This window comes from Brevundimonas sp. NPDC092305, assembly GCF_044755415.1.
Taxonomy (GTDB): domain Bacteria; phylum Pseudomonadota; class Alphaproteobacteria; order Caulobacterales; family Caulobacteraceae; genus Brevundimonas.
In genome coordinates, this window is sequence record NZ_JBIVQY010000001.1 from 886,329 (window position 1) to 908,789 (window position 22,461).

Here is a 22,461-nt window from a genome sequence, read left to right on the forward strand (position 1 = left end):
ACGCCGACCGGTCGCGAAACCGGTCGGCGCTCCAGTCTCATCAGCCGGAGCTACCAGCTCCAGGCGTCGTAGATCACGTCGATGATGTAGCCGTCGTACTCGTCGATCAGATAGATCTGGTTGTCGACCAGCACCCAGCGCGTGCCTTCCGGCGGATAGCCGAGGCCATAGGTGCGCCAGTCGTCCAGCCGGTAGCGCCAGAAGATCGACGGCAGATACTCGCCCTCCGACCAGCGCCGGTTGTAGTAGCTGCGCGGCACGGAATAGTAGCCGTAGCCCGGCGCGAAATAGAAGCCGATGCGCAGGCCGGTGTAGGACCGCCAGCGATGATCGTTGCGCCACCAGCCGCGATCGTGCCGGCGGTTCCAGTCGCGACGCCACTGATCGCGGTCGAAGCGTTGGCGGAACTCGCGCCTGTCGCGATCCCGGTCGCGGTTCCAGCCGCCATTGGGACGGTCCGGGCGGTTCCAGCCTCCGTTCGGGCGATCCGGACGTCCGGCTTCACCGGGACGGTCAGGGCGACCCGGTTGGTCGGGGCGGCCGGGGCGATCGGGACGGTTCCAGCCGCCCTCGGGACGGCTCGGCCTGTCCGGGCGCGCTTGCGCATCCGGATTTTGCGGACGGTCGGGACGGTTGGGACGATCCGGGCGGGCCTGACCGTCGGGACGATCGGGCCGGTTCCAGCCGCCTTCGGGCCGGTTGGGACGATCAGGCCGGGACTGACCCGAGGGCCGGTCCGGACGATCGGCCCGGTTGGGGCGTTCGCCGCGATCTTCGCCGCGCGAAGCGTCAGGGCGCTGCGGCCGCTCTGCTCTCGGCGTTTCGGCGCGGGGCCGTTCCGGGCGCGAGGCGGCGGGCGGCGGTGGAGGCGGGGGCGTGTCGCGCTGTTCCTCGCGGGCGGCGCGTCGCTCCGAGCGGATATCCGCTCGGTCGCGGGAGGGACCTTCCTGTGCGACGGCGGCCAGTGGAGCCAGCGCCGGGACGACGAATGCCGCGAGGGCTGCGGCCGCCATCAATGAGCGTTTCATTCTCGTTCTTGTCTCCGCACGCCCCTTTTGGACGGCTTGAAGCAAACTTCGCGCCTTGGCGATGAACCGTGACTGAACGTGGTTGTCAGGCTTCGAGGGGCGTTTCAGTCACGCCTTGGAAGGGTTTGTGACCCGGAGATTGACGAAGGTTTTCAGAGGTCTGAACGACCGGTTCTCTCTTCATTGAACCTTTACGGAAAACGCCGGATTCGGCCCTCCGCTGTTAACTTTAACTTCAAATCGCGGGTATTTCATTCGGGTCAGAGGGCGGGGCCAGAATGGCTCCGATCAGGAGACTTGGTTATGACCGCGCAAGAACTGGCGCAGACCGAAGAGCAGGGCCTGCCCCTGCCGACCGCCGAAATGGGCGGGGACGATCTGTTCAGACTGGGCATGATGTATTCGAGCGGCCAGGGCGGGTGCCCGATGGACCGCGTGTCGGCCCATATGATCTTCAATCTGGCGGCCATGAAAGGCTCGATCGAGGCGCGTGAGTATCGCCGCGAAATGAGCCAGGAAATGGAACGCGAAGAGATCGCCGAGGCCCAGAAGGCGGCGCGCCGCTGGATCGACGCGGGCGTCGTGAAGCTCGCCGCCTAAATCGGCCAGCTCAGAAGCTCTGGTACTGGTTGCCCAGAGCGTATGAGAAGCTGAGCGGCAGGGCGTTGCGGATCTGGGTCACATAGTTGGCCACTTCGCCCAGCGTCGTGCGCGGGACGTACAGGATGTCGTTCCGCCTCAGCGCGACCACCTCGCCGCGGCGAGGGCGCAGGTCGACCGCCCGCAGCATGCGAACGCCGCCACGTCCCCGACGGATCAGGGCGACCTCGTCCTGTTTTGCAGTCGGCAGGAAGTCCCCGACCTGGATGATCGCCTGATAGGCGTCCAGATCCCCGGTCATTTCCAGCATACCCGGCGTGCGCACCTCGCCGCCGACCCAGACGCGGATCGGACCCGCGGTCTTCAGCGTCACCTCGACCACCGGCCGTCGCAGCTGGCTGGCGAAGGCCTGTGACGCGTCGTACTCCAGTTCGGCGATCGACCGGTCGGCGGCCATGATCTGGCCGACCAGCGGCAGCGAGACACGCCCGTCCGGGCCGATGCGCTGCGTGCGGGTCAGTTCCGTCGCCGTCGGCGTGGCGATCTCGATCTCGTCGCCCGGATAGAGGACGTACTCCGGTTCGGAATCATCCCAGCTGGCGAAGCCCAGCTCGGGGAAGGAATCGCGGCGGACGTTCTGGACGCGCCCACCCTCCCCGCCGCCGGCCTGACCGGGGCGAGGCATGCGTGCGCCGTATTCATCGCCGCCCAGCCCCATGCCGCCGCCGCAGCCCCCCACGAGGGCGCCAAGGCCAAGAACGAACAGACGGCGGTCGACGGACATGTCGGATTCGCTCCCGGAAGCGGTGGTGAGGCCAAGGTGGCCGGTTATGGGTAACCGACGGTTAACGCCGGTCCGCCAAGGCTGTGCTCCAGCGTCCGTTTCAATGGAATCAGTCCGCCCGCATGCGCACGGCCCAGCTTACAGTCCGCCCGCGCTACGGGGTGCTCGATGTCATCGGGCTGCTGTTCCGCGAGCTGCTGCTGATGATCGTCATCTTTCTGGTGATTTTCGCAGCCGGCGCGGCCGTCGTCCTGACCATGAAGAAAACCTACACGGCCAATGCCGCCATCTACGCCGGCGCGGGTCAGGAATACGCCTATGAGCCTCGCGTCGGCATCACCGAGCGCGGCAGCAGCCAGATGCTGACGGCCGACGCCGTGGCGTCGAACGAGGCGGCGATCCTCGGCAGTCTGGAGGTCAAAAGACGCGCCGTGCAGAAACTCGGCACCGACGCGGTGCTGGGACCGGATGCGACCGGCACCGCAGCGGCGAAACAGGCGGCGGCGCTCAAGGCGCTGGACGAGGGGCTGGGTGTTGGCGTGACGCCCGGCAGCCCGGTCATCGGCCTGTCTTACGAAGCCGGCGATCCCCAGCGAGCGGCGAACGTCCTGAACGCCGTGATCGACGAGTATCTAATCCAGCGCCGGGAAATCTTCCGCGACGCCGACGCCGACGCCATCGCCCAGCAAAGAGGCGCCTTCCAGAGCGAACTGGCTGAAGCGGACGACGCCTATAACGCCTTCCTGAGCTCCAACGATCTGGGCGACTTCACCACGGCCAAGACCACGCTGGCGGCGACCTATCAGACGACCTATGCGGCCGCGCTGGATGTGCGGGCCCAGCTGAATCAGGCCCGGCAGCGGGTGTCGACGCTTGAAGCCCAACTGGCGCGCCAACCGGCCGAGGTCGTGCTGCAGCAGGACCTGAACGTCTCGGCCCAGGACCAGATCCGGCTGGCCCGGACCGAGCGCGCCAACCTGCTGTCCCGCTACACCGAGGACGCCCAGCCGGTGCGCGAGGTGGACGAAAAGATCGCCGAGCTGGAAGCCTATGTGGCCGGAGAGAACACCGTGGGGGTGCGCGAGGTCCGGACCGGTCCCAGCGTCATCTTCACCGAGATCGAGACCTCGAGGATCCAGGCGGCGGCGGATCGCGACGCGCTCGCGGCGCGGCTGGCGGTGCTGGAAGGCCAGCTCGAGACGCTGAGAGCGCGTCAGGCGCTGCTGAACGAGCTCGACTCCACCAACACGACCCTAGCCAGCGACCGCGACGTCCTGACCAGCAAGATCCGCGAGTTCCAGCAGCGCGAGACCGAATCCCGCGCCGACAGCGCCCTCGTCGAGGCCGGGGCGGACAACGTCCGGGTCGCCGCGCGGGCCGAGGCACCGACCAAGGGCAAGAGTCTGAAGGTCCCTCTGCTGGCCGCGGCCTTCCTGTTCGCCGGGTTCACCGCCCTGTGCGTCGGCCTGCTGCGCATTTTCACGCGTCGCGGCTTCCCCACGCCTGCTTCGGTGGGCCGGACACTCGACATGCCGGTTCTGGCGGTGGCTCCGGCCAAAGGCCATTGATCCGACGCAGGTTTGCATAGGAAGCTGCCGGTTCAGGCGAACGGCGATTCGATGATCGATCTGACCTCCGAGATGGCGGCCCTCTGGGCGGCGCTGGGCCCCACGCCCGCGCATCGCGGACGTGTGATCCAGATCGCAGGCGCGACCAGCGGTGAGGGCGTGTCCACCGTCGCGCGTGAATACGCCCGTCTGGCCGCCGTCAGGGCCCGCAAGCCGGTCTGGCTCATCGACGCCGATCTGGCGCAGCAGGGGCAGCTGGACGAGATCGTCAAACAACCCCAGCGGTTCGGCAAGGCGGGACGTGTCGCGGTGGCGACGCCGGACGGCTCGATCTTCTTCGCGGTCACCCCGCGGGTGAAGGACCACGAGGGGCGCCCGGTGCATCCGGCGCGGCTGGTGACGGCGCGCGCCTTCCTCGGCGGTCGTCTGTGGGTCACGCGCTTCGCCGGCGAGGTCCTGAGGTCAGGGCAGCGGGCCGAGGTCGTGGGGGGGGCGAGCTACTGGGATGCCCTGAGGCGCCATGCCGACACGGTGGTCATCGACAGCCCGGCGGCAGACCGGTCTGACACCTCCATCCTTCTGGCCCCGTTCGTGGATTCTACGGTTCTGGTCGTCGCCTCGAACAGCACGTCTCCGGCGGAGCCGGTGATCCTGCGCGACGAGATCGAAGGCGCGGGCGGGCGGATCGCCGGGGTGGTGGTCAATCGCTCGGCCTACAGGCCGCCGGCGTTTCTCAGCCGCCTGACGGGCTGACCCGGTCGAGGCGTTCGACTTCGCGCGCGCCGTAGAAATGCGGCTCGAAGCCCTTCATCCAGAAGACTTTTCCGAGACCTCGGGCGGTGCGATCGTACATCTCGGCACGCCGCGGGCTCCTCATGGCGAACAGCACGGCTGAAGCGGAACCCCACACCACGGTCTGCGCTGCCCCGATAAGCATCCAGCGGATCACGCCGGGCCAGTTGCGCGTCGCCGCGGCGGTTTGGCTCGGCCCCTGACCGTAAGCAAAGGCGCGGGACAGGGCGTAGGTCAGTGTAGCGCGATGCGGCGGAGCGAACTCATACACCCAGGCGTCCGCCGCCCAGCCAAAGCGTCCTCCACGGCCCTTCAGCGCCGCGAACAGCGCGTCGTCCTCGCCACCGGCCTGATCGGCGCCGGTGTCGAACGGCTCGACGCCGGGCAGCGCGACCGCCCGGACCATCAAGGAATTGCCGCAGCCGTAGGGGGTATCGATCAGTCCGGTCGTCGTCGGTCCGGATCGGCCGAAGAAGGCTTCAAGATAGGGCGTCAGCCACGGGGCGGCCCCGGGCGCCCGCCCCGCGATAGGACCGAAGACCACATCCGCCCCCGTTTCGACCTGCCCACCCAGCAGGTGGGACAGCCATTCGGGAGATGCCGCTTCATCATCGTCGAGGAAAGCGATCAGCGCGGCGCCTGTCGCGGCCAGTCCCGCATTGCGCGCGGTGGCGACGCCGGGCTGGGCTGCATGGCGATACACCAACGGCCACGGCGACACGGCAGACAGATATTCGACCAGATCGCGGGCCGAGGCGCGGGGATCGTTGTCGACGACCACGATCGATCCCACCCGCTCGCCGACGCCGGTCTGGGCGAAAACCGAACGCAACGCCCGTTCGAGACTTTCCAGGCGCCGCAGGGTCGGGATGATGATCGTCACGTCGCCCATCACACGGCCTCCGCATACAGGGCGGTGCGATAGAGCCGCAGCAAGAAGGCCCGCAGCTTGACCGGCAGCCAGCCGGTGCAGGCGGCGGCGCGCAGCAGCCCCTTCAGGCGCAGCAGGCCCGGGATGCGCTTGAGCCCGCGTGCGGCGCGGAAGCTGGGATAGGTCGCGACGACGTCGGGATGCCGTTCGGCCATGCGGGCGAAATTCGGCGCGGCCTGCTCATACTTGCCGGCGAGGGCCTCGACCGTATCCAGACCCATATGCGTCGCCGGATTGTCGATGTGCAGGATCGGAAAGCGTCGCGAGACGCGGATCGCCCATTCGACATCCTCCCAACCCCAACCGGTGAAACCGCCATCGAAGGCTTCGGCCTCGAACACGTCGCGGCGGACCAGCAGGTTGGAGGTGTAGACGTACTTCTCCGGGGCCAGCCGCCGTTCCACCGCCGGGACGCATTCCGATCGCGCAGCGACAGCGCGGTGGACGGCGAACCGGGGCGCGTCGGACGCCTGCTTCAGCGAGAATCCTCCAAAAGCGACGGCGGGCGTCTGATCATCAGCGAGCGCCAGCCAGTCGCGCAGGAAGCTCGGACCGTCGGGCCGCATGTCGCTGTCGAGGAAGAGCAGGAACTGGCCTCGCGCGGCCGCGGCGAGCTGATTGCGCCCTTCGGCCCGGCCGACATTGGCGGAGAGACTGATCAGGCGAACGGGCAACCCCAGACCCCGGATCTGGTTGGTCAGGCGTGCCGTGAGCTCTTCGTCGCCGGTGCCGTCGTCGAGCAGCACCAGCTCAACCGCGCCGTTCAGCGGGGCTGACTCGGCGTCCAGGTCGGCGAGAAGAATCGAGGGATCGTCCCTCAGGAAGGGCGTAAGCACCGAAACGCGGGGCTTTGCCGTCGCCCACGCCGGGCTGTCGATCAGCGCGTTCATGCCGCCGCTCCCCGCGTCCTGAAGCGGTCGAACAGGCGAAGCGCCACGTCACGCACACCCGCGGCGTTGATCGTCAGGGCGACCGCTGCATAGACGACCCCGCCGGTGGCTGCGTCCAGAACCAGTTCCGGAAAACCGCCGATCGCCGGAAGCTGCACCACCACCAGAGCCATGACCCCTGTGGCGACGCCGCAGCGGATCAGGCTCTCCCACGGAATCGGCAGAGTCACCGCGCGCCGCCCGATCCCCATCGTCGCCAGCATGCCGACGCCGAAGCTCGCGGCCGTCGCCCACGCCGCGCCGACGACGCCGAAGCGCGGCACCAGAATGAGGTTCAGTACGACGTTCAGCAGCGCCGGGATCGCCATGGCGACCAGCAGCAATCGGGTCTTCTTCCCGAGCGTGAACGCCTGCCCGAAATAGTAGGCGGTCAGGCCATAGAGCAGGGCCGACAGGGCGATCCACGGTGTGACAAGGGCGGCGGCGGTGCGCAGGTCCTCGCCGATCAGAACCTCGGCAAGCGACCTCGCCACCAGTGCGACACCGGCGGCGGCGGGCAGGCCAATCAGAAGGAACGTCGAGGCCTGTTCGCGGGCGGCCTCACGCAGACGCTCGCCCCCGCCGCGTTCCAACGCCATCACCAGAGCCGGCTGTCCCGCCGTGCCCAGCCACAGGAACAGCACGTCCAGAGTCCGGTTCGCGATGGTGTAGCCCGCGTGATAGGCGCCGACCGCCGCCTCATCGAGGAAGGCGGCCAGCAGGAACCGGTCGGTCGAGGCCAGCACGACCGTCAGCGCCAGCGACGCCGCGATCGGATAGCCGTAGCCGGCATAGGTCTGGACCCGCTGAACGGTGACCACGCCGGTCCGCGCCTGCCTTAGCTCGCCCGGCAGAACGAAGGGCAGGGCGGCCAGCGAGCCCAGCGCCAGACCGATCAGTGGAGACGCCCCACCCGCGCCGAGCATTGCGAATCCGACGCCGATTATCAGCCCGGAAATCGTCACGCCCATGTCCAGCCCGGCGGATCTCGAGACCTCTCCGGCCGCCCGCAACCGCTCCTGTCCCAGCTTGGCCAGACACCGGATCGGGCTGCTGCACAGGCCGAAGGCCAGCGCCAGTTTGAAGTTCGGATCTGCGGGCCACAGCCAGATGGCCAGCGCCACCACCGGCACATAGATCAGGCTGACCAGGAAGGCGGCCCGATACAGGCTGGCGAAATGGGCGGCGAGGCCGGGGCCGGGCTCCTCGGTCGCCCAGAAGCGCGCCATCGCGGCTTCCAGCCAGGTGAAGACCGCGACGTGCACCAGCGTCGTGACGGAGAAGGCCAGCGCGTAGCGGCCGAAATCCTCGGGCGACAGGATGCGTGTGAACAGGACGATGGCCAGAAAGCCGACCACGCCCTGCACGATATTGGCGGGCAGATAGCCCCAGACGCCGCGCCAGAACATGACCTAGCGAACCGCCGCGCGGTCGCCCAGCAGCACCGGGACGGTCACCGCCATGATCCACAGGTCCAGCCAGACGGACTGGCGTTCGACATAGTCGATATCCAGCTGAACCCGGCGGCGGACGTCCTGCGCGGTATGCAGTGGCCCGCGCGAGCCGTTGACAGCGGCCCAGCCGGTCATGCCGGGCTTGATGCGGTGCCGATGGGCGTATTCGGCGACCAAACGGGCGGATTCGATATGGCCCGTCTTCATGCCGATGGCGTGCGGACGCGGGCCGACCAGAGACATCTCGCCGGATATCACATTCAGCAGCTGGGGCAGCTCATCGAGGCTGGTCTTACGGATGAAGCGGCCGATCCGGGTGACCCGGTCGTCGTCATGGGTGACCTGACGGCTGGCGGTGGCGTCGGCGGTTTCCTGACGCATGGACCGGAACTTCCAGACCACGATTTCCTCGTGGTTGAAGCCGTGGCGACGCTGGCGGAAGAAGATCGGGCCGGGGCTGTCCAGCCGGATGGCCACCGCGATCACCGCCATCACCGGCGCCAGAAGCACGCCGGCGGTCAGGCCCAGCACGAGATCCTGCAGCCGCTTGTTGTAGGCGCGGCGGTCATTGTCGACCGGACCCTGCACGTCGGCAAGCGGAGCCGCCGCCAGACGATCCAGCGCGGACGCAGTCTCGGCGGCGCTGTTAGGCTCGACCAGCAGGGTGACCTCATTGGGCAAGGTGCGCAGCCGGGCGTTCAGTTCACGCACCCGCGCCTCGGCCTTGGGATCAATGGCCAGCACCACGCGGTCGACGTAGGGCGTGATCTTGTGGGTCAGCAGATCGTCGGCCGTCCCCAGCACCGGCACGCCCTCGATCGCCGTTGGGCTGCGCGCCAGCCGATCGTCGAAAATGCCCAGCACATTCAGGTCGCGGCGCTTCAACGCCTCGCGGATCAGACCTTCCGCATGTCGGGTCGCGCCCACCAGAACGATGTTCGGCGTCAGGGCGCCTGCATTCCGCCACCGCCCGACCAGATCGGTCCAGCCGATGTGCAGGCCGTTCACCGTGATCAGCACCAGCCCGGTCCAGATCAGATACGCCTCCCATTGGGCGTGAGGCCCGCGAAGAAGCCAGCCGAGCAACAGGGCCGTCAGCCCACCGACGGCGACGATGCCGGCCACGGCGGCCAGATGCAGTTGGGCCTTCTGCTGTCGGGCGAAGCGATACCGGCCCAGCGATCTCATGAGGCCAAGGACAACAACTGCGCCCGTCGCGAACGGCAGGACCTGTGACAGCTCCGTATGCAGCAACGGCCGCTGGGCCGCCGCCCAGGCGCACAGGACAGTAATGACGATGACGGTCAGCACGTCGAACGCGCGGAAATAGTGGGCGGCCAATCGCGAAGCGTGCTTCTGGCGAGCGTTCAGCCAGACGTCCGGCCGGAAGGGCCCACGCTTCGCCGCGCCCTTCGCCGGCGCCTCGCCCGCGCGCACGGCCAGCGCCTGCAGGCCCGACGCGTCGAGCGCCGCCAGATCGACGGTATCAGGATGCAGGCGGGCGGTGTCGGACATGCGGCTCGCGGCGGGGTTCGCCGCCACCTTGCACAGCCTGCCTCACTGTCGCGTTAACAGAGGCGCCGCAGACCCGTTGCACGGAGCCGCGCCCTCCGCTAAGCACGCCGCCTGCCGGAGACGTGGCCGAGTGGCTGAAGGCAACGGTTTGCTAAATCGTCGTACCCTGTAAGGGGTACCGAGGGTTCGAATCCCTCCGTCTCCGCCAGACTTTCCCGGTCCATGGACGCGCCGCGCACCGAATGCGCGCAGGTCTGACCGGAGCGTTAACCAAACCGGAAGGCCCGTTGGCGATCCTCGTCCAAGACGAGGAGCGGCATGCGGAAGTTCATCAGGATCGGTCTGGCTGCGGGGCTGCTGTCGACAACGGCGGCCTGCGCCAGTTTTGGCGGTGGCGGCAACGACCGGATCGCTGTCGTCACGGACCCGGCGCCGATCGTGTGGGGAACCATGCGGCCGTATCAGGTCAGGGGGCGCTGGTACCGGCCTGAAGAACAGGCGAACTATGACGAGCGCGGGATGGCGTCCTGGTATGGGCCCGGGTTCGACGGCCGGCCGACGGCGTCGGGCGAACGGTTCGATCAGGATGCGCTGACGGCTGCGCACAAGACCCTGCCTCTGCCGGGGCTGGTGGAAGTCACCAATCTTGCCAACGGGCGGCGGGCGGTGCTGAGACTCAACGATCGCGGGCCGTTCGTGGACGGGCGGATCATTGATCTGTCGAAGGGCGCCGCTGATGCGCTGGGCATGTTGCAATCCGGCGTCGGCGAGGTGCGGGTCCGCTATCTGGGACGAGCGCCGCGAGACGGAGGCGGCGGACAGCGGCTGGGCGAGGGCCAGCGCCTGACCTATGCCGAGGCGCGACCGGAGCGGTCGGACGGACTGAGAAACGCCCTGCCGTCGCTGGCCAGTCCCACTGAAGTCGCCTACACCGCCGTGGCCGCTGCGCCTGCGCCAGTCGTTCCGGCCTTCACTGCTGCCACGCCGGTCGCATCCGGCCTGTGGGTTCACGCGGCGACATACGATGACGCCCGGCGCGCTCGTCGCGAGGCGGAGCGGCTGGGGGGATCGGCGCGGGTCGAGCCGTCAGGCGCGAACTGGCGCATTCTGGTGGGGCCATGGGCCGATCAGGGCGCGGCCGAGCGGTCCCGCCGCGCGGTGGTGTCGCGGGGTTATCCGGACGCACAGTTGATTTCGGGCGGCTAGACCCTTTCGAAAGCCGGTCCGCGCCGCCATTGTGCGCCGGTGACTCGCGGCAGGTTCATTACATTCGAGGGCGGCGAAGGCGCCGGCAAGTCGACGCAGGTCGCGCGACTGGTGGAACGGTTGCGCGCGCGTGAGCTGGAGGTCGTGCAGACGCGCGAGCCCGGCGGCTCTACCGGCGCCGAGGAGATTCGCGGCCTCGCCCTGAACGGCGACCCTGGCCGCTGGTCGCCGATGACCGAAACCATGCTGATGTTCGCGGCCCGATCGGATCATCTGGAGAAGACGATCCGGCCTGCGCTGGAGGCCGGGCGCTGGGTGATCTGCGACCGCTTCGCCGATTCCAGCCGGGCCTATCAGGGCGCAGGCGGCGGGACGCCAGCAGAATTCATCGAGACGCTGGACGCCGCCGTGGTCGGCGACACCCAGCCGGATCTGACCCTGATCTTCGACCTGCCGGTCGAGGTAGGGCTGGAGCGGGCGTTCGGGCGCGGTCTGTTCGAGACGCGCTTCGAATCCAAGGGTGTCGAGTTTCACGAACGGCTGCGCGGACGCTTTCTAGAGATCGCCCGGGAGAAGTCGGATCGCTGCGTGATCATCAACGCGGTCGGCGACATCGAAACCATCGAGGCCCGGATCTGGGCGGCGGTCGAGGCGCGGCTGTTGTGAGCGAGCATCCCCGCGACCGGTTCGACCTGATCCCTGACGCCTCGGCCGAGGCGGCATTTCTGGATGCGCAGGCCAAGGGCCGGCTGCACCACGCTTGGCTGCTGTGCGGGGTCGAGGGTTCGGGCAAGGCGACCTTCGCCTACCGCGCGGCGCGGCGATTGCTGGGGGCGGCGCCTGATCCCTCGCGTGGCGTGCTGGGGACAGATCCATACGATCATGTGGCGCGTATGATCTCGGCCCAATCGCACCCCGACCTGCTAGTGCTTGAACGGGCGGTCGAGGGCGGCAAGACGAAGAAATCGATCTCGGTCGATCAGGCGCGCGATCTGCCTGAGTTCTTCTCCAAGAGTCCGTCGCAGTCGCCGTACCGGGTGGCGATCATCGATGCGGCCGACGACCTGAACCTGAACGCCGCCAATGCCCTGCTGAAGGTTCTTGAGGAACCGCCCGAGCGGGGTGTGCTGTTTCTGGTGACACATGCACCGGGACGGTTGCTGGCGACGATCCGGTCGCGCTGCCGTCGACTGGCCTTCCCCGTTTGGCCGCAGCATGCGCTGGAGGATCTGGTGCGTAACAAGACCGGCGTGCCGTCGGCAGAGGCTGTTCGCATCGCAGGCATGGCCGGCGGATCGCCCGGGCTGGCGCTTTCGCTGGCGTCAGGCGCGACGCTGGAGGCGGATCAACTGGCGCAGGACTGGGTCGCCGCCCCCGAAATCAACCGCGCCGAGGCCATGGCCATCTCCGACAAGTTCCGCGGCGCCGAGGGGCAGGAGCGGTTCGAAACCCTGATGGAACGGCTGATCGCGGCGGTGAAGGTGAGGGCGCTGGAGGAGGGCGCCTCCGGCGCGCGCTGGGCCGAGCTGTGGTCGCGTCTGTCCGAATTGCCCGAGCGGGCGGCCGGGATCAATCTGGACCGGGCTGACGTGCTTGCCGGCGCGCTGGCGGACCTGCAGCGCACCAAGGCGGCGCGCTGATGCTGATCGACAGCCACGTCAACCTGCACGCGCCCCAGTTCGACGAGGACCGGGACGAGGTCATCGCCCGGGCGCGTCAGGCGGGCGTCGGCCTGATGGTCGAGATCTCCGACAAGCTGTCGACCTTTGAAGCTACCCATGGGCTGGCCATGGCGCACGACGACATCTGGTGCACCGTCGGCGTTCATCCGCATGAGGCGAAGGACTATGCGGACCTGACGGCGGACCGTCTGGTCGAACTGGCCGGCCGCGACCGCGTTGTCGGCATCGGCGAGTGCGGGCTGGATTTCCACTACGATCTCAGCCCCCGCGAGACGCAGTCGCTGGTCTTCCGTCAGCATATCGAGGCGGCCCGGCGCACGGGCCTGCCGCTGGTGGTCCACACGCGTGAGGCAGACGATGTCATGGCGGCTATCCTTGAGGATGAGCAGTCGAAAGCACCCTTCCGGTTCCTGATGCACTGCTACACCAGCGGCCCGGAACTGGCGGAAAAGGCGGCGAAACTGGGCGCATGGTTCTCCGTTTCCGGCATCGCGACCTTCAAAGCGGCCGAGGATGTGCGAGAGATCATCCGCGTCATGCCCGCCGACCGAATTATCGTCGAGACCGACTGCCCTTATCTGGCGCCCATCCCCCATCGCGGTCGCCGGAACGAGCCGGCCTACGTCGGCCACGTGCTGGACAAGCTGGCGGAAATCCGGGGCTGGAGCCGCGACGAGGCCGAAGCGCGGACGACCGACGCCTTCTTCGCCCTGTTCGATCGGATACCCCGGCCATGAGCGAGCAGGAGATCGTCATCCTCGGCTGCGGTTCGTCCGGCGGGGTCCCGCGCGGGGACGGCGACTGGGGCGACTGCGATCCGACCGAGCCGAAGAACCGCCGCACCCGCTGCTCGGCCCTGATCCGCCGCCACGGACCCGACGGCGTGACCAGCGTCCTGATCGACACCTCGCCGGACCTGCGCGAGCAGGTGCTGGCGGCCGGGGTCAAACATGTCAACGCGGTTCTCTACACCCACGACCACGCTGACCAGACCCACGGCATCGACGACCTGCGGGTCTTCGCCATGCGCACCCGCCGCCGCATCCCGGCGTGGATGGACGCCGCGACACGGGCCGCGTTGACGCAGCGGTTCGACTACATCTTCGAAACGAAGCAGGGCTACCCCGCCATCGTCGAAGCGCGGGACCTGCCGCCACACGGCGAGCGATGGGCGATCGACGGCGACGGCGGCCCGGTCCCGGTCGTGACCTTCGATCAGGCCCACGGCCCGATCCGCTCGGTCGGCTATCGCATCGGCCCGATCGCCTACTCCAGCGACGTGTCCGACCTCGACGAGGCGGCCATCGAGGCGGTGTGCGGCTGCGATCTCTGGATCGTCGACGCTCTCCGCTTCACCCCGCACCCGACCCATGCACACGTCGACAAGGCGCTGGACTGGATCGTGCGGGCCGAGGTCAAGCAGGCGGTGCTGACGAACCTGCACATCGATCTGGATTACAATGACTTGCGAGCCAGGGTTCCCGCGAACGTCGAGGTCGCCTTCGACGGCTGGAGCGCCCGTTTCTAGCCCAACAACCGCGCCGCCTGCGGGGCGAAATAGCTCAGCACCCCCGCGCATCCCGCCCGTTTGAACGCATGCAGGCTCTCCAGAATGGCCCGGTCCTCTTCCAGCCAGCCGTTGGCGATAGAGGCGCGCATCATCGCGTACTCACCGGACACCTGATAGGCGAAGGTCGGGACGCGGAAGGTCTCTGACACGCGGCGGACGATGTCGAGATAGAGCATTCCCGGCTTGACCATCACGGCGTCCGCGCCCTCGGAAATGTCCATGGCGACCTCGCGCAGGGCCTCGTCCGAATTGGCGAAGTCCATCTGATAGGTCTTCTTGTCGCCGGTCAGCGCCTTCGCGGAGCCCACCGCATCCCGATAGGGGCCGTAGAAGGCCGAGGCGTACTTCGCCGCATAGGACAGGATCAGGGTGTCGTGGAAGCCGTTGGCCTCCAGCGCCTCGCGGATCGCCTGCACCCGCCCGTCCATCATGTCCGACGGGGCGACGATGTCGGCGCCGGCGTGGGCGTGGATGAAGGCTTGCTCAGCCAGCCGCTCCAGCGTGGCGTCGTTCAGGATGCGGCCGTTTTCCAGCACGCCGTCGTGGCCGTGGTCGGTGTAGCAGTCCAGCGCCACATCGGTCATGACGCCGATCTCGGGCGCTGCGTCCTTGATCGCCTTGATGCAGTCGGGGATCAGGCCGTCCGGATCGGTCGCGCCCGTCCCGACGCCGTCCTTGATTGCGCCGTCGATATTGGGAAACAGCGCCACGGCCGGAATTCCCAGATCGCGGGCCTCCTTCGCCGCCTCGGCCGCCGCCTTTGGCGACAGGCGGAAGACGCCGGGCATCGACGTGACCGGCACGCGATCCTCCGCGCCGTCATGCACGATCAACGGCCAGATCAGGTCGGCCGGCGTCAGAACCGTCTCGCCCACCAGCCTGCGCACCCACGGACTGGCGCGCAGGCGGCGCGGGCGGGCGTAGGGAAAGGCGGCGGGGGCGAAGGGCGTCGTCATGAGGTCGACTTAGCGACTTGGATCAAAAAAATCACCCGTCACCCTCGGGCTTGACCCGAGGGCCAGAGGCCAGGACCGGCTGTGTATGTCCGGCTTCGACGGAGCGACGGATCATCTGATCCTCGGGTCAGGCCCGAGGATGACGGTGAGTGTGATGACGTCAGACGACGAGATGTCTAGAACCCGTCAAAGACTGGAGGAAACCACCCACATGGACTTCGCCCTCAACGACGACCAGCGCGCCATCCAGGACGCCGCCCGCCAGTTCGCCGACGCCGAGCTGGCGCCGCACAGCGCGGAGTGGGACGAGACCAAACATTTCCCGGTCGACGTGATGAAGCACGCCGCCGAGATGGGCTTCTGCGGCATCTACACCGGCGAGGAGCATGGCGGCATGGCGCTAGGGCGGGTCGAGGCTGCGGTGATCTTCGAGGAACTGGCGCGCGGCGACGTGTCGACGGCCGCCTTCATCAGCATCCACAACATGGCGACGTGGATGATCGACAAGTTCGGCTCGGATGACCTGCGCGGCCGTTACGTCCCGTCGCTGGTGACGATGGAGAAGATCGCCAGCTACTGCCTCACCGAGCCGGGCTCGGGCTCCGATGCGGCGGCTATGCGGACGACGGCGATCCGAGACGGTGATTACTGGGTGCTGAACGGGTCGAAGGCCTTCATCTCGGGCGCGGGGACCAGCGACGTCTATGTGGTCATGGCGCGCACAGGCGAGGCGGGACCGAAAGGCATCAGCGCATTCGTCGTGGACCTCGGCACGCCGGGCCTCGAGTTCGGCGCGCAGGAAAAGAAGATGGGCTGGAACAGCCAGCCCACCGCCATCGTCAGCTTCGACGACTGCCGCATCCCGGCGGCGAACCTCCTGGGCAAGGAGGGCGACGGCTTCCGCTATGCGATGATGGGGCTGGACGGCGGCCGTCTGAACATCGCCGCCTGCTCGCTGGGCGGCGCCCGGCTCGCGCTGGAAACGGCGCTCGACTACGTCGCCAGCCGCAAGCAGTTCGGCAAGGCGCTGGCCGAGTTCCAGAACACCCAGTTCAAGCTGGCCGACATGGCGACCCAACTGGACGCTTGTCGTCTGATGGTTCTGCGCGGCGCCTGGGCGATGGACACCAATCACCCCGAGAAGACCAAATGGTGCGCCATGGCCAAGCGGATGGCGACCGACATCTGCTTCCAGATCGCCGACGAAGCTCTGCAGCTGCACGGCGGCTACGGCTATCTGAAGGACTACCCGCTGGAGCGGATCGTGCGCGACCTGCGGGTCCACCGCATTCTGGAAGGCACCAACGAGATCATGCGGGTGATCACCGCGCGGGAGATGATGCGGCAGTGACGGACTCACCTTCGGGAACCGAAGACCCGCTCTGGCCGACCTGGCGTGCGCTTGTGAAGGCTTTCGGCTTCGGCCGGTTGTTCATGCACCTCTCGACCTCCCTGTCCGGCGCGGGGTTCTACGGCGCGGACGTGGTGTCGACATTGCGGGCGACGCGCATGGCGAAGGCGGGACTGGAGATTCTCGAACCTGTCTCCGACACCTTGTTGCAGCGGCTTCTCGACCTCGCGGAAATCAACGCCAGGCGGAACGAGGCGATGTGGCGCATGGCGGCCCTGTTCTACGTCACAGTGCCGGTCACCCTGATCCTCGCGGGTCTTGAACGGACGCCGCGGCTGCTTGAGCTGGCGTTCGCCGAGATCGGCTGGATACTGGCCTTTCTGGCCGTCGGCCTTACCCTTCAGCTTCTCTACTATTTCGCGAACCAGTGGCGTGCCCGACAGATTGAAGCGGTGATCGGTCTGGCCCGGATCGAGCGGGCTGGACGGTGAAGCTGGCTCCCCCTAGAGCCGGGGCATGACACAGGAATCGGAGGTTCTCGTCCGCGTCGAGGCCGGCGTTGGTCGCATCACGCTGAACCGGCCAAAGGCGCTCCACGCGCTGAACCGCGCCATGTGCGAGGCAATGACCGATGCGCTGCTCGCGTGGCGCGAGGACGACGCCGTTCTGTCAGTTCTGATCGACCATTCGGGCGAGCGTGGCTTCTGCGCGGGTGGCGACATCCGCATGATCGCCGAAAGCGGGGCAGGGGATGCGTCGGAGGCCAAGGCCTTCTTCCTGACCGAATACCGGCTGAACCATCTGATGTTCGAATACCCCAAGCCGATCACCGCCATCGTCGACGGCATCGTCATGGGCGGCGGCGTGGGGATCAGCGAACCGGCCGAGGTCCGCATCGCGACCGAGCGCACGACCTACGCCATGCCCGAGACCGGGATCGGCCTCTTCCCCGACGTCGGCGGCGGCTGGTTCCTGTCGCGCATGCCGGGCGAGACGGGGACGTGGCTGGCCCTGACCGGCGCCCGCCTGAAGGCGGCGGACACGGTCTTCCTCGGCATCCACAGCCACTATCTGCCGACTGACGCGCTGGAGGCCTTCCACGCCATCCTCGCTGTCGATCCGGCTCACCCGGCCGATGTCGCCGACGGGCTGGAGGGCGATCCGGGCGAGCCGCCGATCGAGGCGCACGTCGAGGCCATCGACCGCCTGTTCGCCTTCGACACGGTCGAGGAAATTTTCGCCGCGCTGGAGGCTGACGGATCCGAATGGGCGCTGGCCCAACTGGCGGTCCTCAAGACCAAATCGCCGCAATCGATGAAGGTGACCCTGCGCCAGCTGCGGACCGGCCGGGCGCTGGACAGCTTCGCCGACAATATGGCGCTGGAATACCGGCTGGGCGGCCGCGTGGTGCGGACCCACGACTTCCAGGAGGGCGTCCGCTCGGTGATCGTCGACAAGGACAATACGCCGAACTGGTCCCCCGCCACGCTGGCCGGCGTGTCCGACGCGGATCTGGACGCCCTGTTCGCGCCCCTGCCGGACGCCGAGGCGTGGACGCCGCTGCCGTAGGGTCTTGCATCCCCCGGCGAACCGGCGCGTAGCTTGGCGGAACAGGGAGAACGGCGAATGACGAAATTCATGGCGGCTTTCGCCTGCGCGGGCCTGTTGGCCGGTTGCGCGGGCGGCATGGGCAGCGGTTCAGAGGCCGCACAGGTCGAGACGGCTCGGTCGGTGAACTATGCCTCGGCCCTGTCGGACCCTCGCCGTCTGCCGGAGGAGGTCGCCCGCGATCCCCTGCGCAAGCCCGCCGAAATGCTGGCCTTCATGCAGCTGGACCCCGGTGACGTCATCGCCGACATCCGCCCGGAGGAGGGGTATTTCACCCGGCTGTTCGCGCCGCTGACCGGCCAGTACGGCCACGTCTACGCCTTCGTGCCGAACCAGACGGCCCAGCGCGAGAACGCCTTCGCGGACACCTTGGCCTCGACCTTCCCCAATGTGACCCGGGTCACCGGCAAGCTGGAGGAGATGACCTTCGACCGCCCGCTGGACGTCGTCTTCATGGGCGAGGAATACCACGACTTCACCATCCCCCGGTTCGGCGTGGATGTGGCGGCGATGAACCGACGAGTGTTCGAGGTTCTCAAACCCGGCGGTCTCTACGTCATTCTTGATCACCAGGCGGCGGACGGCGCGGGCATCGGCGTCTCCGGCACCCTGCACCGGATCGAGGCGGCCGAACTGCGACGGCAGGTCGAGGCTGCGGGCTTCGTTTTTGATGGAGAGACGGACGCGGTACGCGTGCCCTCTGACAATCATACCCTCAGTGTCTTCGACGAAAGCATTCGCGGACGCACGGACCGGTTCGTCTATCGCTTCAGGAAGCCGGGCTGAATGCGGGTTGCCCTGTTCGGGCTCGTTCTCGCCGCCTGTCTGGCCGGTTCCGCGCGAGCGGAGCCTGACGGCGCGCCCTACAGCGTCCGGCCCGGTCTTTTCGATCCGGCGGCGCCAGATCTGGGACTGAAGCCCGCTCCGGGGACGCAGACCTTCACGGTCTTCCGCCCCGAGGAGACGACCGAGCGATTCAGCAACGGCGTCGTCCTGATCCCCTTCAGGAACCGGCTGTACGCCCAGTGGCAGTCCTCTCCGCGTGACGAGGACTCGCCGGACACCCGGGTCGTCTATGCGGTCAGCGATGACGGCGAACACTGGACCGCGCCCGATGTGCTGGCGGCGCCGGGACAGGGTGGCCGCATGCATTCCAGCGGCGGCTGGTGGACGGATGGCGAGACGCTGGTCGCCTATACGAACGTCTGGCCTGACGGCTTTCAGTCGGGCGCGGGCGGCTTCACCGAATATCGCCTCAGCACCGACGGCCGCACGTGGTCCGAACCGCGCCGCGTCCTGGGCGCCGACGGCCAGCCGGTCGAGGGAGTGATCGAGCAGGACCCGCACCGCATCGGCGACCGCGTCATGACCGGCTTCCACATGCGGCCCGGGATGATCGCGACGCCGGCATGGACGACGGATCCGCTGGGCCTCTCAGGCTGGACGCCCGGTCGGATGACCAACCTGCCGCGCCGTCCGGCCGAGGGCGGGGCCGCGCACGAACGTCGGCTCAGCCGCGAGATCGAGCCCAGCCTGTTCCAGCGCGGGGACTGCGCCGTCATGGTCTTCCGGGACGAGGAGCTGAGCTTCCGTCAGCTGGCCTCCGAAAGCTGTGACGGCGGCGAAACGTGGACGACACCCGCGATCACCGGCATGCCGGATTCACGCGCCAAGCAGAGCGCCGGAAATCTGCCGGACGGAACGGCGTATCTGGTCAACGCACCCAACACCGACCGTCCGCGCATCCCGCTGGCCGTCACGCTGAGCGACGATGGCCGCACCTTCGATCGCAGCTTCCTGCTGCGCGGACAAGGCGACCTGCAGCCGCTTCGCTACGAGGGCCAGTACAAGCGGCCGGGCTATCACTATCCGAAGAGCGTCGTCTGGGGTGACTGGCTCTACGTCGGCTACGCGACCAACAAGGAGGACGTGCAGGTCACGCGCGTTCCCCTGTCGTCCCTGATCGATTGACGCTGGCGAGGGCAGGGCGGAGCGGCTAACCCTCCCGGCAAAATCTCCGGGAGAGACACAGATGACGCACAAGGTCGCCTTCATCGGGCTGGGCAACATGGGCGGCGGCATGGCCGCCAATCAGGCGAAGGCCGGCCATACGGTCCTCGCCTTCGATCTGTCACAGGCCGCGCTGGACCGGGCGAAAGAAGGCGGCTGCACCCCGGTCGCCTCGGTGGCCGAGGCGGTGAAGGACGCGGACGTCGTCATCACCATGCTGCCCGCCGGCCCCCATGTGCTGAAGGTCTATTCCGAACAGATCATCGGCGCCGCGCCGTCCTCGGCCCTGCTGCTGGACTGTTCGACCATCGACGTCGACACCGCCCGCAAGGTCGCCGGTCTGGCCAGCGAGGCCGGCTACGCCTTCGCCGACGCCCCGGTCTCGGGCGGCACCATGGCGGCCGACGCCGGGACGCTGGCCTTCATGGTCGGTTGCGACGAGCCCGAGTTCGCCCGGATCGAGGCCGCACTGGAACCCATGAGCCGCGCCACCTTCCGCGCCGGCGACCACGGGGCGGGGCAGGCGGCCAAGATCTGCAACAACATGATCCTCGGCATCACCATGCTTGGCACATGCGAGGCCATCGGTCTCGCCGAGAAGCTGGGGCTGGACCCGGTGAAGATGTTCGACATCGTCGCAAAGTCCTCGGGCCAGAGCTGGTCGACGACCACTTACTACCCGTGGCCCGGCCCGGTGCCGACCGCGCCGTCCAACCGCAACTACGACGGCGGGTTCGCCGCCGCCATGATGTTGAAGGACCTAAAACTGGCACAGGACGCCGCCGCCAAATCCGGCGCCTCCACCCCTTTGGGCGCCCAGACAGAAGCCCTGTTCCAAATGTTCAACGGCCTCGGCTACGGCGGCCGCGACTTCTCGGCCATCCTGCAGATGCTGCGGGGCAAGCTGGACGAACTTCCGAAGGGGTAAAAACCTGCGAACCGTTATCAATTAAGGCTTTGCGGCGTTTTGTCCGGCGCGTTCCGTGGACAAATCGTCCGCATCGGCGCATCACGCGGCGAAGTTTTTCCGCCGCGCAGAGCTGATCGGTTGTTCGACTACAAGGCCGCTTTCGAGACCGCCGTAGAGCAGGTCAAGGGTGAGGGACGCTATCGCGTCTTCGCCGACCTGAAGCGCGTGCGCGGCCAGTTTCCGAAAGCGATCCGCCGTCGCGAGGACGGGACCGAGCAGGACGTCGTCGTCTGGTGCTCGAACGACTACCTCGGCATGGGCCAGCATCCGGCCGTCCTCGACGCCATGCAGGCCGAGATCGACGCGGCCGGCGCAGGCGCCGGCGGCACCCGCAACATCTCCGGCACGACCCGCTCGGCCGTCGATCTGGAAGCCGAGCTGGCCAGCTGGCACCAGAAGGAAGCGGCGCTGCTGTTCACCTCGGGCTATGTCGCAAACGAGGCGACGCTAACGACGCTGCAGCGCATTCTGCCCGGTCTGATCATATTCTCGGACAGCCTGAACCACGCCTCGATGATCGCCGGCATCCGCAATGGCGGCTGCGAGCGGCACATCTTCGCCCACAACGATCTCGAGCATCTCGAGGCGTTGCTGCGCGACGCCCCGGCCGACGCGCCCAAGCTGATCGCCTTCGAGAGCGTCTATTCGATGGACGGCGACATCGCCGACCTCGCGGGCACCATCGCCCTGGCGAAAAAGTACGGCGCCCTGACCTATCTCGACGAGGTCCACGCGGTCGGCCTGTACGGCGAGACCGGCGCAGGCGTGGCCGAGCGTGACGGCGTGCTGGACGGCATCGACATCGTCGAATGCACCCTCGGCAAGGCCATTGGGGTGATGGGCGGCTATATCGCCGCTGACGCCGTGATCATCGACGCCGTGCGCAGCTGGGCGTCGGGCTTCATCTTCACGACCAGCCTGCCGCCGGCCCTGACCGCCGGTGCACTCGCCTCGGTGCGCCATCTGAAGGCCCATCCGGAGCTTCGCGACGCGCATCAGGAGCGCGCCGCCACCCTGAAGGCCCGCTTCGCCGCCGCCGGCATTCCGGTGATGGACAGCGTCAGCCACATCGTCCCGGTCTTCGTCGGCGATCCGGTCCACACCAAGATGATCTCGGACATGCTGCTCGAGACCTATGGCGTCTACGTCCAGCCGATCAACTACCCGACGGTCCCCAAGGGCACCGAACGCCTGCGCTTTACCCCGTCGCCCAACCATACCGACGCGATGATGGACGAGCTGGTCAAGGCGATGGACGCCCTGTGGACCCACTGCAACGTGGCGCGCCTCCCTGCCGTCGCCTGATCCCGAGCTGGGCGAGGTCATCCTCGAACTGACCCGCAACGGGGCTTATCTCAAATGCTCGGCCATCCACGTCGCGACCGGCGTCGAGGTGTCCGCCATGGGCCCGGCAACCGAGCCCGAAGGCCTGAAGCGCGTCGCCGTCGCCAAGCTGAAACGAGCACTGGCGTCGCGCTGACCTACAACATGTTGTGGTTACCAAAGG

At 67.7% G+C, this 22,461-nt stretch carries 23 protein-coding genes and 1 tRNA gene; 17 read left to right on the forward strand and 7 right to left on the reverse strand.

The window, feature by feature from the left end:
- Window positions 1-50 precede the first annotated feature (50 nt).
- A complete protein-coding gene (locus tag ACIQC9_RS04390; protein ID WP_400612802.1) occupies window positions 51-1,028 on the reverse strand; it encodes an RcnB family protein in 978 nt (325 codons plus the stop codon).
- A 303-nt stretch (window positions 1,029-1,331) separates the two neighbouring features.
- Here ACIQC9_RS04390 and ACIQC9_RS04395 point away from each other — a divergent pair, with 303 nt between their 5' ends.
- Window positions 1,332-1,628: a sel1 repeat family protein gene (locus ACIQC9_RS04395; RefSeq protein ID WP_400612805.1), complete on the forward strand. Its 297-nt coding sequence runs from the start codon at window positions 1,332-1,334 to the stop codon at window positions 1,626-1,628.
- A gap of 10 nt (window positions 1,629-1,638) precedes the next feature.
- Here ACIQC9_RS04395 and ACIQC9_RS04400 read toward each other — a convergent pair whose 3' ends face one another.
- A complete protein-coding gene (locus ACIQC9_RS04400) occupies window positions 1,639-2,412 on the reverse strand; it encodes a polysaccharide biosynthesis/export family protein (RefSeq protein ID WP_400612807.1) in 774 nt (257 codons plus the stop codon).
- Between the two features lie 122 nt (window positions 2,413-2,534).
- Here ACIQC9_RS04400 and ACIQC9_RS04405 point away from each other — a divergent pair, with 122 nt between their 5' ends.
- Entirely contained in the window at window positions 2,535-3,980 is a 1,446-nt protein-coding gene (locus tag ACIQC9_RS04405) for a GumC family protein (RefSeq protein WP_400612809.1), read from the forward strand.
- A gap of 51 nt (window positions 3,981-4,031) precedes the next feature.
- Window positions 4,032-4,733, forward strand: coding sequence for a hfsB (locus ACIQC9_RS04410; protein WP_400612811.1), 702 nt, complete (start codon window positions 4,032-4,034; stop codon window positions 4,731-4,733).
- Here ACIQC9_RS04410 and ACIQC9_RS04415 read toward each other — a convergent pair.
- From ACIQC9_RS04415 to ACIQC9_RS04430, 4 genes are read right to left on the reverse strand one after another with little or no spacing between them, the layout of a single operon-like run.
- Window positions 4,714-5,664 (reverse strand): glycosyltransferase, encoded by a 951-nt coding sequence (locus ACIQC9_RS04415; RefSeq protein WP_400612813.1) that lies wholly within the window; start codon window positions 5,662-5,664, stop codon window positions 4,714-4,716. The two genes, ACIQC9_RS04410 and ACIQC9_RS04415, sit on opposite strands and share 20 nt — an antisense overlap.
- Window positions 5,664-6,593 (reverse strand): glycosyltransferase family 2 protein, encoded by a 930-nt coding sequence (locus ACIQC9_RS04420; RefSeq protein WP_400612816.1) that lies wholly within the window; start codon window positions 6,591-6,593, stop codon window positions 5,664-5,666. Before ACIQC9_RS04420 ends, ACIQC9_RS04415 begins: the two co-directional genes overlap by 1 nt.
- Window positions 6,590-8,041, reverse strand: coding sequence for a lipopolysaccharide biosynthesis protein (locus tag ACIQC9_RS04425; protein WP_400612818.1), 1,452 nt, complete (start codon window positions 8,039-8,041; stop codon window positions 6,590-6,592). The genes ACIQC9_RS04420 and ACIQC9_RS04425 overlap by 4 nt, the downstream gene beginning before the upstream one ends.
- Window positions 8,042-8,044: 3 nt before the next feature.
- Window positions 8,045-9,601, reverse strand: a complete 1,557-nt coding sequence (locus ACIQC9_RS04430) for an exopolysaccharide biosynthesis polyprenyl glycosylphosphotransferase (RefSeq protein WP_400612821.1) — start codon at window positions 9,599-9,601, stop codon at window positions 8,045-8,047.
- A 116-nt stretch (window positions 9,602-9,717) separates the two neighbouring features.
- Here ACIQC9_RS04430 and ACIQC9_RS04435 point away from each other — a divergent pair.
- From ACIQC9_RS04435 to ACIQC9_RS04460, 6 genes are all read left to right on the forward strand, one after another.
- Window positions 9,718-9,809: transfer RNA gene (locus ACIQC9_RS04435), tRNA-Ser, on the forward strand.
- A 110-nt stretch (window positions 9,810-9,919) separates the two neighbouring features.
- Window positions 9,920-10,807 (forward strand): septal ring lytic transglycosylase RlpA family protein, encoded by an 888-nt coding sequence (locus tag ACIQC9_RS04440; protein ID WP_400612823.1) that lies wholly within the window; start codon window positions 9,920-9,922, stop codon window positions 10,805-10,807.
- Between the two features lie 39 nt (window positions 10,808-10,846).
- Complete coding sequence (gene tmk / locus ACIQC9_RS04445; RefSeq protein ID WP_400612825.1) at window positions 10,847-11,473, forward strand: dTMP kinase; 627 nt, start codon at window positions 10,847-10,849, stop codon at window positions 11,471-11,473.
- On the forward strand, window positions 11,470-12,447 hold the full coding sequence (locus ACIQC9_RS04450; RefSeq protein ID WP_400612827.1) for a DNA polymerase III subunit delta': 978 nt from the start codon (window positions 11,470-11,472) through the stop codon (window positions 12,445-12,447). Before tmk ends, ACIQC9_RS04450 begins: the two co-directional genes overlap by 4 nt.
- Window positions 12,447-13,226 (forward strand): TatD family hydrolase, encoded by a 780-nt coding sequence (locus ACIQC9_RS04455; protein WP_400612829.1) that lies wholly within the window; start codon window positions 12,447-12,449, stop codon window positions 13,224-13,226. The genes ACIQC9_RS04450 and ACIQC9_RS04455 overlap by 1 nt, the downstream gene beginning before the upstream one ends.
- Entirely contained in the window at window positions 13,223-14,017 is a 795-nt protein-coding gene (locus tag ACIQC9_RS04460) for an MBL fold metallo-hydrolase (RefSeq protein WP_400612831.1), read from the forward strand. The genes ACIQC9_RS04455 and ACIQC9_RS04460 overlap by 4 nt, the downstream gene beginning before the upstream one ends.
- On the opposite strand, the gene hemB is transcribed toward ACIQC9_RS04460, so the two are convergent.
- Entirely contained in the window at window positions 14,014-15,015 is a 1,002-nt protein-coding gene (hemB, locus tag ACIQC9_RS04465) for a porphobilinogen synthase (protein ID WP_400612832.1), read from the reverse strand. The genes ACIQC9_RS04460 and hemB overlap by 4 nt on opposite strands.
- A gap of 211 nt (window positions 15,016-15,226) precedes the next feature.
- On the opposite strand from hemB, the gene ACIQC9_RS04470 reads away from it, so the two are divergent.
- The 8 genes from ACIQC9_RS04470 to ACIQC9_RS04505 all read left to right on the forward strand — a co-directional run bounded on the left by ACIQC9_RS04470 (window position 15,227) and on the right by ACIQC9_RS04505 (window position 22,434).
- Window positions 15,227-16,366, forward strand: coding sequence for an acyl-CoA dehydrogenase family protein (locus tag ACIQC9_RS04470; RefSeq protein ID WP_400615377.1), 1,140 nt, complete (start codon window positions 15,227-15,229; stop codon window positions 16,364-16,366).
- A complete protein-coding gene (locus ACIQC9_RS04475; protein ID WP_400612834.1) occupies window positions 16,363-16,857 on the forward strand; it encodes a hypothetical protein in 495 nt (164 codons plus the stop codon). Before ACIQC9_RS04470 ends, ACIQC9_RS04475 begins: the two co-directional genes overlap by 4 nt.
- Before the next feature lie 25 nt (window positions 16,858-16,882).
- The gene (locus ACIQC9_RS04480) at window positions 16,883-17,935 is read left to right on the forward strand and encodes an enoyl-CoA hydratase/isomerase family protein (RefSeq protein WP_400612836.1); all 1,053 of its coding nucleotides are present in this window, start codon (window positions 16,883-16,885) and stop codon (window positions 17,933-17,935) included.
- A gap of 57 nt (window positions 17,936-17,992) precedes the next feature.
- The gene (locus ACIQC9_RS04485) at window positions 17,993-18,760 is read left to right on the forward strand and encodes a class I SAM-dependent methyltransferase (protein ID WP_400612837.1); all 768 of its coding nucleotides are present in this window, start codon (window positions 17,993-17,995) and stop codon (window positions 18,758-18,760) included.
- Complete coding sequence (locus ACIQC9_RS04490) at window positions 18,761-19,945, forward strand: sialidase family protein (RefSeq protein WP_400612838.1); 1,185 nt, start codon at window positions 18,761-18,763, stop codon at window positions 19,943-19,945.
- Window positions 19,941-20,912 (forward strand): 3-hydroxyisobutyrate dehydrogenase, encoded by a 972-nt coding sequence (gene mmsB / locus ACIQC9_RS04495; RefSeq protein ID WP_400615379.1) that lies wholly within the window; start codon window positions 19,941-19,943, stop codon window positions 20,910-20,912. The genes ACIQC9_RS04490 and mmsB overlap by 5 nt, the downstream gene beginning before the upstream one ends.
- A gap of 120 nt (window positions 20,913-21,032) precedes the next feature.
- A complete protein-coding gene (gene hemA / locus ACIQC9_RS04500; protein ID WP_400612840.1) occupies window positions 21,033-22,259 on the forward strand; it encodes a 5-aminolevulinate synthase in 1,227 nt (408 codons plus the stop codon).
- Window positions 22,260-22,278: 19 nt separating this feature from the next.
- On the forward strand, window positions 22,279-22,434 hold the full coding sequence (locus ACIQC9_RS04505; protein WP_400615382.1) for a DUF6898 family protein: 156 nt from the start codon (window positions 22,279-22,281) through the stop codon (window positions 22,432-22,434).
- Window positions 22,435-22,461: the final 27 nt, after the last annotated feature.

Bases quoted from the DNA above. Each gene is read 5' to 3' on its own strand.
- ACIQC9_RS04390 (WP_400612802.1), bottom strand. From the start codon at position 1,028: ATGAAACGCTCATTGATGGCGGCCGCAGCCCTCGCGGCATTCGTCGTC.
- ACIQC9_RS04395 (WP_400612805.1), top strand. From the start codon at position 1,332: ATGACCGCGCAAGAACTGGCGCAGACCGAAGAGCAGGGCCTGCCCCTG.
- ACIQC9_RS04400 (WP_400612807.1), bottom strand. From the start codon at position 2,412: ATGTCCGTCGACCGCCGTCTGTTCGTTCTTGGCCTTGGCGCCCTCGTG.
- ACIQC9_RS04405 (WP_400612809.1), top strand. From the start codon at position 2,535: ATGCGCACGGCCCAGCTTACAGTCCGCCCGCGCTACGGGGTGCTCGAT.
- ACIQC9_RS04410 (WP_400612811.1), top strand. From the start codon at position 4,032: ATGATCGATCTGACCTCCGAGATGGCGGCCCTCTGGGCGGCGCTGGGC.
- ACIQC9_RS04415 (WP_400612813.1), bottom strand. From the start codon at position 5,664: ATGGGCGACGTGACGATCATCATCCCGACCCTGCGGCGCCTGGAAAGT.
- ACIQC9_RS04420 (WP_400612816.1), bottom strand. From the start codon at position 6,593: ATGAACGCGCTGATCGACAGCCCGGCGTGGGCGACGGCAAAGCCCCGC.
- ACIQC9_RS04425 (WP_400612818.1), bottom strand. From the start codon at position 8,041: ATGTTCTGGCGCGGCGTCTGGGGCTATCTGCCCGCCAATATCGTGCAG.
- ACIQC9_RS04430 (WP_400612821.1), bottom strand. From the start codon at position 9,601: ATGTCCGACACCGCCCGCCTGCATCCTGATACCGTCGATCTGGCGGCG.
- ACIQC9_RS04440 (WP_400612823.1), top strand. From the start codon at position 9,920: ATGCGGAAGTTCATCAGGATCGGTCTGGCTGCGGGGCTGCTGTCGACA.
- ACIQC9_RS04455 (WP_400612829.1), top strand. From the start codon at position 12,447: ATGCTGATCGACAGCCACGTCAACCTGCACGCGCCCCAGTTCGACGAG.
- ACIQC9_RS04460 (WP_400612831.1), top strand. From the start codon at position 13,223: ATGAGCGAGCAGGAGATCGTCATCCTCGGCTGCGGTTCGTCCGGCGGG.
- hemB (WP_400612832.1), bottom strand. From the start codon at position 15,015: ATGACGACGCCCTTCGCCCCCGCCGCCTTTCCCTACGCCCGCCCGCGC.
- ACIQC9_RS04470 (WP_400615377.1), top strand. From the start codon at position 15,227: ATGGACTTCGCCCTCAACGACGACCAGCGCGCCATCCAGGACGCCGCC.
- ACIQC9_RS04480 (WP_400612836.1), top strand. From the start codon at position 16,883: ATGACACAGGAATCGGAGGTTCTCGTCCGCGTCGAGGCCGGCGTTGGT.
- ACIQC9_RS04485 (WP_400612837.1), top strand. From the start codon at position 17,993: ATGACGAAATTCATGGCGGCTTTCGCCTGCGCGGGCCTGTTGGCCGGT.
- ACIQC9_RS04490 (WP_400612838.1), top strand. From the start codon at position 18,761: ATGCGGGTTGCCCTGTTCGGGCTCGTTCTCGCCGCCTGTCTGGCCGGT.